The organism is Cellulomonas sp. McL0617 (assembly GCF_049994875.1).
GTDB lineage: Bacteria > Actinomycetota > Actinomycetes > Actinomycetales > Cellulomonadaceae > Cellulomonas.
In genome coordinates this window covers 1,543,470-1,558,357 of record NZ_CP188256.1, presented here as the reverse complement: position 1 = coordinate 1,558,357, position 14,888 = coordinate 1,543,470, and the positions used below count along the sequence as shown (strand labels likewise).

At 74.0% G+C, this 14,888-nt stretch carries 10 protein-coding genes; 2 read left to right on the top strand and 8 right to left on the bottom strand.

Annotated elements, in window-relative coordinates:
- Nucleotides 1–58: 58 nt before the first annotated feature.
- The 7 genes from miaB to ACPPVS_RS07025 all read right to left on the bottom strand — a co-directional run bounded on the left by miaB (nt 59) and on the right by ACPPVS_RS07025 (nt 8,382).
- Entirely contained in the window at nt 59–1,630 is a 1,572-nt protein-coding gene (miaB, locus tag ACPPVS_RS07055) for a tRNA (N6-isopentenyl adenosine(37)-C2)-methylthiotransferase MiaB (protein ID WP_426595317.1), read from the bottom strand.
- 66 nt (nt 1,631–1,696) lie between these two features.
- Complete coding sequence (gene rny, locus ACPPVS_RS07050) at nt 1,697–3,196, bottom strand: ribonuclease Y (protein WP_426595316.1); 1,500 nt, start codon at nt 3,194–3,196, stop codon at nt 1,697–1,699.
- Between the two features lie 226 nt (nt 3,197–3,422).
- Nucleotides 3,423–4,001, bottom strand: a complete 579-nt coding sequence (locus ACPPVS_RS07045; protein ID WP_426595315.1) for a regulatory protein RecX — start codon at nt 3,999–4,001, stop codon at nt 3,423–3,425.
- Between the two features lie 5 nt (nt 4,002–4,006).
- Nucleotides 4,007–5,047 carry a recombinase RecA gene (gene recA / locus ACPPVS_RS07040; protein WP_426595314.1) on the bottom strand — a complete coding sequence of 347 codons (1,041 nt, stop codon included), beginning with the start codon at nt 5,045–5,047 and terminating at the stop codon, nt 4,007–4,009.
- Between the two features lie 246 nt (nt 5,048–5,293).
- Entirely contained in the window at nt 5,294–6,061 is a 768-nt protein-coding gene (locus ACPPVS_RS07035) for an MBL fold metallo-hydrolase (protein WP_426595313.1), read from the bottom strand.
- Nucleotides 6,058–8,133 (bottom strand): alkaline phosphatase family protein, encoded by a 2,076-nt coding sequence (locus tag ACPPVS_RS07030; RefSeq protein ID WP_426595312.1) that lies wholly within the window; start codon nt 8,131–8,133, stop codon nt 6,058–6,060. The genes ACPPVS_RS07035 and ACPPVS_RS07030 overlap by 4 nt, the downstream gene beginning before the upstream one ends.
- A 15-nt stretch (nt 8,134–8,148) precedes the next feature.
- Complete coding sequence (locus ACPPVS_RS07025; RefSeq protein ID WP_426595311.1) at nt 8,149–8,382, bottom strand: DUF3046 domain-containing protein; 234 nt, start codon at nt 8,380–8,382, stop codon at nt 8,149–8,151.
- Between the two features lie 92 nt (nt 8,383–8,474).
- On the opposite strand from ACPPVS_RS07025, the gene ACPPVS_RS07020 reads away from it, so the two are divergent.
- Nucleotides 8,475–13,325: an ATP-dependent helicase gene (locus ACPPVS_RS07020; protein ID WP_426595310.1), complete on the top strand. Its 4,851-nt coding sequence runs from the start codon at nt 8,475–8,477 to the stop codon at nt 13,323–13,325.
- A 51-nt stretch (nt 13,326–13,376) separates the two neighbouring features.
- Nucleotides 13,377–14,141 carry an Fpg/Nei family DNA glycosylase gene (locus ACPPVS_RS07015; protein ID WP_426595309.1) on the top strand — a complete coding sequence of 255 codons (765 nt, stop codon included), beginning with the start codon at nt 13,377–13,379 and terminating at the stop codon, nt 14,139–14,141.
- Nucleotides 14,142–14,409: 268 nt separating this feature from the next.
- Here ACPPVS_RS07015 and ACPPVS_RS07010 read toward each other — a convergent pair whose 3' ends face one another.
- Nucleotides 14,410–14,802: a helix-turn-helix domain-containing protein gene (locus tag ACPPVS_RS07010; protein WP_426595899.1), complete on the bottom strand. Its 393-nt coding sequence runs from the start codon at nt 14,800–14,802 to the stop codon at nt 14,410–14,412.
- Between the last annotated feature and the right edge of the window lie 86 nt (nt 14,803–14,888).

The window sequence follows — 14,888 nt, the reverse complement described above, 5'->3', positions numbered from 1 at the left end:
GACCCCACAGGACGCGCTGGGGGCACCGCAGTGAGCCCCTCGCCTGCGCCTGGACCGACTAGCGGTGCGTGCCGATCGTCGGGAGGCCGAGCGCCACCGGACCCGCGGGTCCGCCGGTGCCGCACGCGTCGGCCGTACCGCCGTGGCCGTGCTCGACCGCGGTCCCCTGCCGACGGTCCCACGCGTCGCCCGCTCGGGTGCGGCGCACGGCGAACGTGCCACCCGGCACCAGGGCAGAGTCGGCGACCAGGTGGTACGGCGCGGCGTAGGTCACGTCGACGCTCACCAGGTCGCCGGGACGCGGGACCTCGCCCCCGTCGGGCACGGCGAGGTGGACCAGGCGGTTGTCTGCGGCGCGGCCCGTGAGCCGGTGCGACGCACCGTCCTTGCGGCCCTCGGTCTCGGCGACCAGCACCTCGACCGTGCGGCCGACCTGTGCCCGGTTCTCCTCCAGCGAGATCCGGTCCTGCAGCTCCGCCAGGCGCACGTAGCGCTCCTGGACGACCGACTTCGGCAGCTCGTCGGGCAGGTCGAACGCGGGGGTGCCGGGCCGCGGCGAGTACTGGAACGTGAACGCGGAGGCGAACCGCGAGGCCTCGACCACCCGCAACGTCTCCGCGAAGTCGTCCTCGGTCTCGCCGGGGAAGCCCACGATGATGTCGGTGGTGATCGCGGCGTCGGGCATGGTCGCGCGGACACGGTCGAGGATGCCGAGGAACTTGTCGGACCGGTAGGACCGCCGCATCGCGCGCAGGATGCGGTCCGAGCCGGACTGCAGCGGCATGTGCAGCTGCGGCATCACGGTCGGTGTCTGCGCCATCGCCTCGATGACGTCGTCGGTGAACGCGGCCGGGTGCGGCGACGTGAACCGCAGGCGCTCCAGCCCCTCGATCGCGCCCGCCGCACGCAGGAGCTTGGCGAACGCGCCGCGGTCGCCGAAGCCGACACCGTAGGAGTTGACGTTCTGCCCGAGCAGCGTGACCTCGACGGCCCCCTGCCCCACCAGTGCCTCGACCTCGGCCAGGATCTCTCCCGGCCGGCGGTCGCGCTCCTTGCCGCGCAGGTGCGGCACGATGCAGAACGTGCAGGTGTTGTTGCACCCGACACTGATGGACACCCAGCCCGCGTAGACGGACTCGCGACGCGTCGGCAGCGTGGAGGGGAAGACCTTGAGGGACTCCTCGATCTCGACCTGCGCCTCGGCGTTGTGGCGCGCCCGCTCGAGCAGGACCGGCAGGACGTCCAGGTTGTGGGTGCCGAAGACGACGTCGACCCACGGCGCCCGCTCCACGATCCCCGCGCGGTCCTTCTGCGCGAGGCAGCCGCCCACGGCGATCTGCATGCCCGGGCGGGCCCGCTTGGTGCCGGCGAGCCGGCCCAGGTTTCCGTAGAGCTTGTCGGCAGCGTTCTCGCGGACCGCGCACGTGTTGATGACGATGACGTCGGCGTCCTCCGCGGCGGCGTCGGCCGGGCTCGCCGCCACGTACCCCGCCTGCTCGAGCATGCCGGCCATGTGCTCCGAGTCGTGCACGTTCATCTGGCACCCGAGCGTCTTGACCAGATACGTGCGCGCGACCGACGGACCGAGGGCGGCTTCGGCGGTCGCGGTGGGCAGCAGGCTGGTGGACATCACGGCCAAGGGTACGGCCGCGTGCCGAGCAGTCCGAAAAGGGGAGGTCCCGAACTGCGGTCGCGATCAGCCGGCCGTGGCGCTGGCCCGGATCTCGCGGACGACCGTCACCTTGATCTCCCCGGGGTACGCGAGGTCGGACTCGATGTGCCGGGCGATCGCGACGGCGAGCTGCGGGAGCGCATAGTCGTCCACCTCGGACGGCTCGACGACCACCCGGACCTCACGGCCGGCGGACATGGCGAGCGCGCGGCGCACGCCGGCGTGGGCGGCGACCAGCTGCTCGAGCTTGTCGATCCGCTCGACGTACTGGTCGAGCTCCTCTCGGCGCGCCCCGGGGCGTGCCGCGGAGATGGCGTCGGCCACCTGCACCAGCACCGCCTCGATCGTCTCCGGCGGGACCTCGTCGTGGTGCGCTGCGATCGCGTTAACGACCGCCGGAGACTCGCCATGGCGACGGGCCAGGTCCGCGCCCACGGTCGCGTGGGTCCCGGGCACCTCCGACGTCAGCGCCTTGCCGAGGTCGTGCAGGAACGCGCCCCGCCGCGTGACCTCGACGTCCGCGCCGATCTCCGCGGCGATCGCGGCCGCCAGGAGGCTGGTCTCCACCAGGTGCTCGAGCACGTTCTGCCCGTAGGACGTGCGCAGACGGAGCCGCCCGAGCGTGCGGACGAGCGTCGGATGCAGCCCCGTGATGCCGACCCGTTCTGCCGCGTCGTGACCGGCCGACTCCGTGCGCTCGTCCGCGCTCGCCACCGCTTCGGCGTACGCCTGCTCGATGCGCTGGGGGTGGATCCGACCGTCCGCCATGAGCGCCTCGAGCGCCACCTGCGCCACCTCGCGCCGCTCCGGGTCGTAGCAGGAGAGCACCACCGAGTCGGGTTGGTCGTCGACCAGGACGTTCACGCCGGTCAACGCCTCGAAGGACCTGATGTTGCGGCCCTCCTTGCCGATGATGCGGCCCTTCATCTCGTCCGACGGCAGCGGCAGGACGGTGATCGCCGCCTGCGAGCTCGTCGCGACCGCCAGTCGCTGTACCGCCGTGGTAACGATCCGGCGCGCCCGCGACTCCGCCGTCCGGCGTGCCTGGGCCTCGGCACGCCGCACCTGGGCGGCGGCGTCGTTCTCCGCCTGCGCCGCGATCCGTCGCGTCAGCTCCGCGCGCGCGTCGTGCTCCGTGAGCCCGGACGCCGACTCGAGCTCGGCGCGTACCGCACGATCAGCATCCGCGAGCTTGCGGGCGACCTCCCGGTCGAGCTCGTCGCGCAGGCGGGCCGCCTCGCGCTGGTCGTGGGCGACCGCGTCGGCGCGGGCACGGCTCGTGCGCTGCAGCTCGTCGACCTCGGCCCGCTCGGCGGCGAGCACCTGCTCGCGTTCCGTCACCCGTCGGTCCCGGCGCTCGGCGTCCGCAAGCAGCGCGCGGGCCTCGTCCTTGATGGCAGCGACGTCGTCTGCCGCCCGGTCCCGTTGGAGTCCGGCCTCGCGGCGGGCGACGAGCACCAGGACGAGGGCGACGAGGCACGCACCGAGCAGGCCGACGACGGTTGCCAGGGCGCTTGAGTCCACTGCGTCATCCTCCGTCGTCGTCACGCTGCGTCAGGCACGGTCCTGATGCATGTGCCGGCGACCATTCTCTCGCAGGTGAAGAGCGCACACGTCGAAACATCGCCGGACGGTGCCGGGCGATTCCCGACCAATCCGGGCCCTGAATCGCCCCCGAGCGTCGACCGTCTCCCCAACAAGGGGCCGGTCGACGCGCCCAGCCGCGCGACCGGGTCGGCCGGCCGACCGTTCAGGACGGCAGAGCGGCCTCGTCGAGCTCGTCCCCGACCGCCGCGGCGAGCTCCTCGCGCACCAGCCGGGACACGAGGCCCGACGGATACCCCTTGCGCCCCAACGCGGCGTAGGTGCGTCGCGCCCGCGTCTGGGCGTCCAGCGACGCCGTCGCGGCGAGCTTGCGGCGGACGAGCGCGCGCGCCGCGGTCTCCTCGTCGTCGCTGTCGACCTCCTCGAGCGCCGCACCCGCGAGCTCGTCGTCGATCCCCTTGCGCCGCAGCTCGACGGCGATCGCACGCCGCGACAGCCCGCGTTCGGCGTGCCGCGTCCGCACGAGCATCCGCGCGAACTCGGCATCGTCGATCAGCCCGACCTCCGTGAACCGGTCGAGCACCTTCTGGGCGACGACGTCCGGCACATCCTTGCGGGCCATCGCCTCGGCGACCTGGGCCCTGCTGCGTGCCGCACCGGTCAGGAGCCGCAGCGCAATGGCACGCGCCACGGACTCCTGGTCCGGTTCGACGTCCTGCGCAGCCGCGCCGACCGGGGGCGGCTCGTCGCCGCCCCGCCCCCGCCGGCCCGTCTGGAACGTCATGTGGCTCAGAAGTCGACAGGCGCCGGGGCGTCCGCGGGCGCGTCGAGCCGCGCGCCGATGCCGAGCTTCTCCTTGATCTTCTTGTCGAGCTCGTCGGCCAGGTCCGGGTTGTCCTTGAGGAAGCTCCGGGCGTTCTCCTTGCCCTGACCCAGCTGGTCGCCCTCGTACGTGTACCAGGCACCCGACTTGCGCACGAAGCCGTGCTCCACGCCCATGTCGATGAGGCTGCCCTCGCGAGAGATGCCGACGCCGTAGAGGATGTCGAACTCCGCCTGCTTGAAGGGCGGCGCCATCTTGTTCTTGACCACCTTGACGCGGGTCCGGTTGCCGACCGCCTCGGTGCCCTCCTTGAGGGTCTCGATGCGACGGATGTCGAGGCGCACGGAGGCGTAGAACTTCAGCGCCTTGCCGCCGGTGGTGGTCTCGGGCGAGCCGAAGAACACGCCGATCTTCTCGCGCAGCTGGTTGATGAAGATGGCCGTGGTGCCGGACTGGCTGAGCGCACCGGTGATCTTGCGCAGGGCCTGCGACATGAGCCGCGCCTGCAGACCGACGTGGCTGTCACCCATCTCACCCTCGATCTCGGCCTTGGGCACGAGGGCCGCGACCGAGTCGATGACCACGATGTCGATCGCGCCGGAGCGGATCAGCATGTCCATGATCTCGAGCGCCTGCTCACCGGTGTCCGGCTGGGAGACGAGCAGCGCGTCCGTGTCCACGCCGAGCTTCTTGGCGTACTCGGGGTCCAGCGCGTGCTCCGCGTCGATGAATGCCGCGATGCCGCCGGCGCGCTGCGCGTTGGCGACCGCGTGCAGGGCCACCGTGGTCTTGCCCGAGGACTCCGGGCCGTAGATCTCCACGACGCGGCCGCGGGGCAGCCCGCCGATGCCGAGCGCGACGTCCAGCGCGATCGATCCGGTGGGGATGACCTCGACCGGGGCCCGCCCGTCGTCGCCGAGGCGCATGATCGATCCCTTGCCGAACTGGCGGTCGATCTGGCTCAGTGCTGCCTCGAGGGCCTTTTCGCGATCCTGTGGTGCGGGCATGTCCGACCTCGTCTGTCTCGAGCAGCGCGTGCTGCGGTACGGGGGCTGGTCCTTGTCACGAGCGACGCTATGTCCGACCACCGACATCCCGACCGGGCCACCCTCGTCCCTGCGTTCCGCAGGGGCTGTGGACGGCTCGGCCGCTCGCAGGACCCACCATACCGAACAGATGTTCGAGCGCCGCCGACACGCCGGGCGTGTCGCGGAAAAGCCAAGACCCGCCACGAGGCGAGCCCAGCAGAGGGCTCAGGACAGCTCCAGCTGCTCTCCGGGCGACACCACGTGCACCGTCAGGTCCGGCGCCACGCGGGCGGCCGCGTGCGCGAACGCCGGCCCGGCGCGGTCCATCCACCCCGGCGGGAGGCGTCGCGACACCGGTGCGTGCAGGGTCCCCCAGTGCACCGGGACGGCCTCTCGCACACCGACGACGACGCAGGCCCGCGCGGCCTGCACGGGATCCATGTGCCCACCGGACAGCCGCGGCCCCCAGCCGCCCACCGGGACGAGCGCCAGGTCGATGGGGCCGCCCGCGAGCGCAGGCAGGTCGGCCATCGCAGCGAACGGCGAGGTGTCGCCGGCGAACCAGATCCGGTACGTGGGCGTGGTCACCAGGAAGCCGTTGGCAGCGTTCGGCCGGTGCGGCATCGGGCGGTGGATGTGCTCGGCGGGCACGAGCCGCACCCGCACCGACGACCCCGGCACGTCCCACCACTCGGTGTCCATGAGCCCGTGGGCGCCGGCGATCCCCCGCGCACGGAGCCACCGGGCGTTGGCGGGCGCGGTGAGCACCGGAGTACCCGGCAGCTGCCGCAACGACCCCAGCTCGGCGTGGTCGTGGTGCAGGTGGGACAGCAGAACGGCGGCCGGACCCGCCCAGTCGGCCGGTCGCGGTGCGGCCCCCCGTCGCCGCAGCAGGCCCGCGTGACGCAGCAGCAGCGGGTCGGTCAGCAGCCGGACGCCGTCCAGGTCGAGCACCATGCTCGCGTGCCCGAGCCACCGGAACCGCAGCGTCACGGTCGAAGGCCCTCCGCGGCGGCCCAGCGGATCAGCTGCTCGTGCACGGACTCGGCACCCACGAGGATCTCGTCGTCGCCCACCGGCTCACGCAGCTCGTCGTCCATCAGCCAGCGCGTCGGGTGCAGCACGAACGCGTGGTTCTGCGCCCCGCCGATGCCGCCGTGCGAGCCGACCTGCCCCTCGAACGCGTGCACGTGGCCGGTCTCGCCGACCGTGGAGATGAGCAGCAGGTCGCCCGTGTGCGGCAGCCGCGCGGCGCGCAGCAGGTCCGGCCGGCCGCGCGGGCCGTAGGGCAGGAGCGGGTCCTCGCCCTCCGGCTCGGCATCGTCCTGCTCGAGCAGGACGAGCCCGCGCGGCCCGATGGCGACGAGTCCGCGGTCCGCCGTGTCGACGACGACCACCCCGACGCCCGGCCGGGCCGCCAGGCCGGTGACCAGGCCCGGCCAGCGTTCCTGGAAGTCCTCGAGCGTGAGGCGCTGCGCCACCCGCGGGAACCACACCAGGCCGAGGTTGCCCGACCCGACGGTGACCACGTCCGGCAGGTCGTCCGCGTCCTGCTGCTTGGGCCGGCCCTGGTCGGGACCCAGGACGGCGGTGCCGCGGGTCAGGTTCAGCGCGCTGTTGACCAGCGCGTTCAGGGGTCCCCAGTCCTCACCGGTGCCGCTGTCGACCCCGTCCGCGCCCGGTTCGGCCATGAGGCCACGCACGGTGTCGAGGAGCGTCTCGCCACCGAGCTGCTCGTAGGTCGCGCCGAGGGCCTGCCCGTGGTCGGACAGCACCACGATCTGGTAGTCGCGCGGTGCGACGGCGATCACGCGTTCGAGCGTGCCGAGCACACGGTCCAGCCCCTCCAGCGACCGCAGCGACTCGGGCCGGGTCGGTCCGGCGTGGTGGGCGATCTCGTCGTAGTCGACGAGGTCGACGTAGATCGTCGGGTCGCCGCGCAGGAGCGCCTCGGCCACCAGTGACGTGTTCAGGTCGCGGAGCAGGACGTTGCTGATGCCGCGCAGGACGACGTACCAGCCGGCGCGCGAGATGCGCGGCTGCACGTCGCGCACGCGCTGGCGCCGCGCCTGGTAGAGCTCCTTGACCATCTCGGCGGCCGAGACCGTGACCGCACGCGCCAGGACGAACGGGCTGGCGAAGAAGCGCACGTACGCCGGTCCCGGCCCGAGGCCGCCGTCGGGGCCCTTGGTACGAGAGCGGCTCATCACGACGTACGCGGTCGTGGCGTCCCCGGAGAACATGGTCGAGATGGCCGACCCGCCGCCGGCGAGCAGCCCCTTGCCCGTCGTGAGCCGCCCCTCGACGAGCGCCGCGTCCTCCGGATGGTTGGTCACGACGAGGCGACCGAGGTCTCGGTCCCACCAGCGGAACGCCGGGATCTGACCGGAGTCGCCGTGCAGCAGGCCGGCCTGGCTCGCGGGGGTGGTCGACGGGATCCGGGCCCACCAGTCCTCGAGGACGTGGTCGCCGTTCGTGATCCAGCGCTGGATGTTCGGGGCCAGCCCCGCCTCGATGGCCTCGCGCAGCACGGGGGCCGCGACGCCGTCGAACTGCACCACGAGCATCCCGCCCCGGCGCGGCGCTCCCGCGCTGGGCTCGACGATCCCCTGGCGGCGGGCGTGCCGGCGCGCGCGGCGCACGAGGACCGAGACCACGTAGTCGCTGTCGTTCGCCCCCATGATCCAGCGACCGATCGCCATGACGACCGCGGTCAGCACCAGGACGGCGAGGACGTCCCACACGTCGTCGGCGGAGATCCCGGGGACGACCGCGAGCGCGAGCCACAGCACCGCGACCTGCGCGAGCAGGCCCAGCCCGAGGGCGAGCACGGCGCTGCCCCGCCGCGCGAGGAACCGCAGGGGCGCGCCGAGCAGCAGGTCACCGAGCGCGACGACGAACGCGGCCGCCACGATCGCGCCGGGGTTGTCGGACCGCACCCCGTCGATGAGCCACACCGCGACCGCCAGCCCCAGCGTCGTCGTCGCGAGCGTGAGGAGGGCTTCGCCGAGGTCCTGCAAGGTGGGCACCCACGCGCGCATGCGCCGGCCGGCCGGGGACGTCATCGTCGGGTTCTCTCCTCAGGACCGGGGTGGCGCCGGGCGGCGGGCGTCCGTGCCCCAGCGTGCGTTCTCGGGGATCTCGAGCTCGTCGCACAGAGCGTGCCAGACGTCGCGCGGCTCGACGTTGTCCTCGAGCGCCTGGACCGCCGTGCGCTGGTCGAGGCCGCCGAGCACGAGCTCGCGCGTCAGCTCCCGTCCGTGGGCAGCACCGAGGACCTCGTCGACCAGCTGCCAGAACTCTCGATACCGCACGAGGCACAGCCTGCCACCTGCTCAGGAGTCGGTGGTCCCCCTCGGTCCGGCGAGCGGTGTCGGGTGTGGGTGCCTGCGGACACAATGGGCCCGTGGTGCTGGAGCGCTTCTCGGACCCGACCCGGACCTGGTTCGCGGGTGCCTTCGCCGAGCCCACCGCCGCCCAGCTCGGTGCGTGGGCCGCCGTGGCGGGCGGCGACCACGCGCTGGTCGTCGCGCCCACCGGCTCCGGCAAGACGCTCGCGGCGTTCCTGTGGGCCGTGGACGGGCTGCTCACCGGCACGCCGGCCGACGACCCGGTCGAGCGGTGCCGGGTGCTCTACGTGTCTCCGCTCAAAGCCCTGGCCACCGACGTCGAACGGAACCTGCGCTCGCCGCTGGTCGGCATCCGGCAGGCGGCCCAACGGCTCGGCACGACGCTGCCGGACGTCACCGTCGGCATCCGCACCGGCGACACCCCGCCGAGCGAGCGCCGGGCCTTCGCGACGAAGCCGCCCGACATCCTCATCACGACGCCCGAGTCGCTCTACCTGGTCCTCACCTCGGGCGCACGCGCCGGGTTGGCCGGGGTGCGCACGGTGATCGTCGACGAGATCCACGCCGTGGCGGCGACGAAGCGCGGCGCGCACCTGGCCCTGTCGCTCGAACGTCTGGACGCGCTGCTGGACCGGCCGGGTGGCCCGGGCCCGGCCCAGCGGATCGGGCTGTCGGCCACCGTGCAGCCGGTCGAGGCGGTCGCCGAGTTCCTCGGCGGTGCACGCTCGGCGCAGGACGGCGGGCGTGAGGTCGTCGTGGTGCAGCCGCCGTCCACCAAGCGGATCGTGGTGGACGTCGTCGTACCGGTCCCCGACCTGGCCGACCTGCGAGCGGCGGGGACCCTGCCGGGCGACGACCTGTCGGGCGCGGCCGACGCCCCGCTCGTGCGGCCGTCGATCTGGCCGCACGTCGAGGAGCGCGTGGTCGACCTGGTCGCAGCCCACCGCTCCACGCTGGTGTTCACCAACTCACGACGGGGCGCCGAGCGGCTCACTGCTCGGATGAACGAGGTCTGGGCGGAGCGCCGGGGCGAGGACGTGCCCGACCACGGGGCCGTGTCCGCCGCCGCGGTGCCTGGCCAGTCGGGCACCGCGGTCGGGATCGACACCCGGGACGCCGCCACGATCCTGGCCCGCGCGCACCACGGGTCGATGAGCCGGGCGGAGCGGACGCGGACCGAGTCCGAGCTCAAGGCCGGCAACCTGCCGGCGGTCGTCGCGACGAGCTCGCTGGAGCTCGGCATCGACATGGGCGCCATCGACCTCGTGGTGCAGGTCGGGTCGCCGCCGAGCGTGGCCAGCGGGCTGCAACGCATCGGCCGGGCCGGGCACCAGGTCGGCGCGGTCTCGCGCGGGGTCGTCTTCCCCACGTTCCGCGGCGAGCTCGTGGCGTCGGCCGTCACCGCCGAGCGGATGCGGACCGGGACGCTCGAGCCGCTGCACGTGCCGCGCAACCCGCTCGACGTCCTCGCGCAGCAGATCGTCGCGATGGTCGCGGTGGAGGACTGGTCGCTCGACGAGCTGTCGGCCGTCGTCCGGCGCGCGGCGCCGTTCTCGGGCCTGGGCGAGGCGACGCTGCGCGCGGTGCTCGACATGCTCGCGGGCCGCTACCCGAGCGAGGAGTTCGCCGAGCTGCGACCGCGGCTGGTCTGGGACCGCGTCCGCGACGTGCTCAGCGGCCGGCCCGGAGCGCTGCGGCTGGCGGTGACCAGCGGCGGGACGATCCCCGACCGAGGGATGTACGGGGTCTTCCTCGCCGGCGGCGCCACGACGAGCGACGTACCGGTCGACGCCGAACGGACCGGCGGGGCGCTGCGCGGCGGCAAGCGGGTGGGCGAGCTCGACGAGGAGATGGTCTACGAGTCGCGGGTCGGCGACATGTTCACGCTCGGGTCGAGCACGTGGCGGATCGACGACATCACCCCCGACCGCGTGCTGGTCACGCCCGCGCCCGGTGTGCCGGGCCGCCTGCCGTTCTGGAAGGGCGACGCCCCCGGTCGGCCCGCCGAGCTCGGTCGCGCGATGGGCGGGTGGGTGCGCGAGGTGCTGGGCTCGGACGACCCCCGCGAGCGCGTCGAGGCCGCCGGGCTGGACGCCTGGGCCGCCGACAACCTGCTGACGTACCTGACCGAGCAGCAGGCGGCGACCGGCGAGGTGCCCTCGGACACCACGCTCGTGGTCGAGCGGTTCCGCGACGAGCTGGGCGACTGGCGGATCGTCGTGCACTCCCCCTACGGCGCCCGTGTGCACGCCCCGTGGGCGATCGTGCTCGGCGCCCGGCTGCGCGAGAAGTACGGCGTCGACGCGGCCGCCATGCACTCGGACGACGGCATCGTGCTGCGCCTGCCGGACATGCTCGATGCGGGCGCGTCCCTCGGTGGGCTCGGCGCCGACGACCCGTGGGCGGACGGCTCCGGGCCGGCGATCGACCTCGCGGACCTGCTGCTGGACCCCGACGAGGTGCTCGACGCGGTCCGTGCGGAGCTCGGCTCGTCGGCGATGTTCGGTGCGCGGTTCCGGGAGGCCGCCAGCCGAGCGCTGCTGCTCCCCCGCCGTCGACCCGACCGCCGCACGCCGCTGTGGCAGCAGCGGCAGCGGTCCGCCCAGCTGCTGTCGGTGGCATCGGAGTACCCCGACTTCCCCATCCTGCTCGAGGCCGTCCGCGAGTGCCTGCAGGACGACTTCGACACCGACGCGCTGACCGGGCTGATGCGCGACGTGGCCGCCCGCCGCGTCCGCGTGGTCGAGGTGACGACGAACCAGCCGTCGCCGTTCGCGCAGTCCCTCCTGTTCGGCTACACGGCGCAGTTCCTCTACGACGGCGACGCCCCGCTCGCCGAGCGGCGTGCGGCGGCCCTGACGCTCGACCCGACGCTGCTGGCCGAGCTGCTCGGGCAGGGTGGCGAGTCGCAGCTGGCCGACCTGCTCGACCCCGAGGCCGTGGTGCGCACCGAGGCGGAGCTGAGCGGGCGCGCGCCCGAGCGCCAGGCGGGTTCGCTCGAGCAGGTGGCCGACGTGGTGCGCCGGCACGGGCCGCTGACCACGGCCGAGGTGGCCGAACGGGTGCAGCCGGCTGCGGCCGGTCAGGTGCCGGACTGGTTGGGGTCGTTGGAGGCGGCCCGCCGGCTGATCCGCGTGCGGCTCGGCGGGGTGCCTCCCGAGCGGGCCGAGCAGTGGGCGGCCGTCGAGGACGCCGGGCGGCTGCGGGACGCGCTCGGCGTGGCCCTGCCGGTCGGCGTGCCCGAGGTGTTCACCGAGCTGGTGCCGGACCCGGTGGGCGACCTGCTGCGCCGGCATGCCCGCACCCGCGGACCGTTCACGGCGGCCTCGGCGGCGGCCCGCTTCGGCTGGGGCGTGGCGATCGTCACCGAGGCGCTCCGGCGGCTCGAACGCTCGGGCGTCCTCGTGCAGGGTCGGCTGCGACCCGACGTCCTGGGCGGCACCGGCGACGAGTTCTGCGACGCCGACGTGCTGCGGCAGCTGCGTCGACGGTCGCTCGCCGCGCTCCGCGCCGAGGTCGAACCCGTCGCGCCGCAGAGCCTCGGCGTCTTCCTGCCGCGGTGGCAGGGCGTCCACCCGGTCGGGCGGTCCGCGCGCGCCTCGGCCACGGGCTCGCTGCGCGGCGTCGACGGAGTGGCGCGCGTGGTCGAACAGCTCGCCGGATCGGTCATGCCGGCGTCCGCGCTCGAGACCCACGTGCTGCCCGCCCGCGTCCCCGACTACGTCCCGGCCATGCTCGACGAGCTCACCGCGGCCGGCGAGGTCGTCTGGGCCGGCCACGGCTCGCTGGCCGGGCACGACGGGCTGGTGTCGCTGCATCCCGCGTCCGTGGCCGATCTGACGCTGCCGCCTCTGAGCGCCGACGGTCCGGACCAGGACGAGCTGCACCGAGCCGTCCTGTCCGCGCTCGCCGGGGGTGGGGCGTGGTTCCTCGGCGCGCTCACCGACCGCGTCCGCGAGCTGCTGGAAGAGGCACCCACGCAGGTGGACGTCGCGACGGCGGTCTGGGACCTCGTGTGGGCCGGACACGTCACCAACGACGGTCTGGCGCCGCTGCGCGCCTGGCTCGGCACGGGGACCACGGCGCACAAGACCCGTGCCGCGACCCCGCGTGGGCGGGCGCTGCGGCCGCGACTCGGGCTGCGTGCGGCGGTCCGGGTCGGCGGCACCGAGGGCGGGTCGTCGCGCGGGACCGCGCTCGCGGCGAGCGGTGGACGGTGGTCACTGCTGCCGACGCGCGAGGCAGATCCGACGCTGCGCGCCCACGCGCTGGCAGCCCAGCTTCTCGACCGGCACGGGATCCTGACCCGCGCGGTCGCGCCGGCCGAGGGCATCGGGTCGCAGTTCGCGGACGTGTACAAGGTGCTCTCGGCGCTCGAGCAGGGCGGCCAGGTGCGTCGCGGGTACTTCGTCGAGCGCCTCGGGGGATCACAGTTCGCGCTGCCCGGGGCGGTGGACCGGCTGCGCGTCGACGCACAGGTGGTGGACCGCGCCGCCGACCCGGACGCGCGCACAGAGCCGCTCGTCGTGGTGCTCGCCGCCACGGACCCGGCCAACCCCTACGGTGCGTCGCTGCCCTGGCCCGCGACGACCGCGGACGGGGGCCACCGGCCCGGTCGCAAGGGCGGCGCGCTGGTCGTGCTGGTCGACGGCGCGCTCGTGCTCTACCTGGAGCGTGGTGGCCGCACGGTGCTCTCGTTCTCGCCCGACAGCGCCGTCCTGCTGGCCGCTGCCGACGGTCTGGCGGTCACCGTCCGCAGCCGGCACGCGGGACGGCTGACGATCGCCCGGCTCGACGGCGTCGACGTGCTCGGGGGCGGTGCGTTGCACGGCATCGTCGGCCAGGCGTTGGTCGCGGCCGGGTTCGCGCCCACCCCGCGCGGGCTGCGGCTGCCCGGTCAGTCGTGACGACGCCGTCGCCCGCGGCCATCGGGTCGCCGAGCGGACCGGCGGGTGCCCGTGCCCGAAGGTGATGTCCTGCGCCGGACCGCGGACCGTCTCGACCTCGCGCTCACCGGCCAGGTCGTCGTGCGCTGCGACCTGCGCTGGCCCACGGCCGCGACGGTCGACCTCGTCGGGACGAGCGTCCTTGGCACCCGCTCCTACGGCAAGCACCTGCTCACCCGGTTCGACGACGGCCGCACGCTGCACACCCACCTGCGCATGGACGGCTACTGGCGGGTGCACCCCACCGGGTCGCCGCAGGCGGCCGCGCGCTCGCCGCAGGTCCGTGCCGTGCTGGCGACCGAGAGGTGGACGGCGGTCGGTCATCATCTCGGCATGCTCGACGTGGTGCGCACACGGGACGAGCACACGGTGATCGGCCACCTCGGGCCGGACCTCCTCGGTGAGACGGTGGACGCCGACGAGGCCCTGCGCCGGTGGGCAGCCCGCGGGTCGACGCCCGTGGCGGAGGTCCTGCTGGACCAGCAGGTCGTTGCCGGCATCGGCACGATCTTCGCTGCCGAGTCGCTGTTCGCCGAGCGGATCTGGCCCTGGGCCGCTGCCGACTCGGTCCCGGACCCGTCACGACTGCTGGCGGTGGCGCGTCGCCAGCTCCAGCAGTCGGTCACCAGCGGTCGGCCACCCGGACGGGTGCACGGGCGGCTGCGTCAGCCGTGCGTTCGGTGCGGCACCCCGATCGCCGTCGGCCAGGCGCGCACGCCACCCATGGAGCGGCCGATCTTCTTCTGCCCGCACTGTCAGCAGCCTGCGGCCGCCTGACGCGAGAGCCGGCGCCCGAGCCGGCGCCCGAGCGCGGCCGGGAACGCGAAACGGCCCGCGGACCGTGGTCCGCGGGCCGTTCCAGCCGTCGCGCGACGCGTCGCGCGGAGAAATGAAGGGCGGCGCCCCGCTGCCGTTCCAGCCGTCGCGCGACGTGTCGCGCGGAGGAATGAAGGGCAGCACCCCGCGCCCTCGCACCCCCGAAGGAGCCGCAGGCACGCGCACCGCAGTGAGCTGTCCGACCCTGGCCGCGAGGGCCCCGATCAGATCAGCCGATCGCTGCGAGCTCCGACCGCGACCGTGCCCAGCCGCCATCGGTGGCCAGAGAGGCCGCCAGGTCCGCAGGAACCGTGTCGGGGATCAGCAGACCCTCGGCGACTGCCACGCGGTCGCTGACCTCACGCAGGACGAGCGACATGGGGACGTCCAGCGCCTCGCAGATGCTGTTCAGCAGCTCCGAGGACGCTTCCTTCTGACCCCGCTCCACCTCGCTCAGGTACCCGAGCGAGACGCGGGCCGCAGACGACACCTCACGCAGGGTGCGCCCCTGGCGCTGTCGCGCGTCCCGCAGCACATCGCCGATCTCTCGACGGAGTACAACCATCCGGGCTCCCCCTCTCGCGTCACGTGTCTCTCCCACACCGAGCGCCGCGGTCCGGATCGGACCAGGCACCACAGCACCAACGACAACTCCCGGCTGTCCCTTTGCCGGAATTGCTCCACCGTACCGTGCACCACCGACGCGCG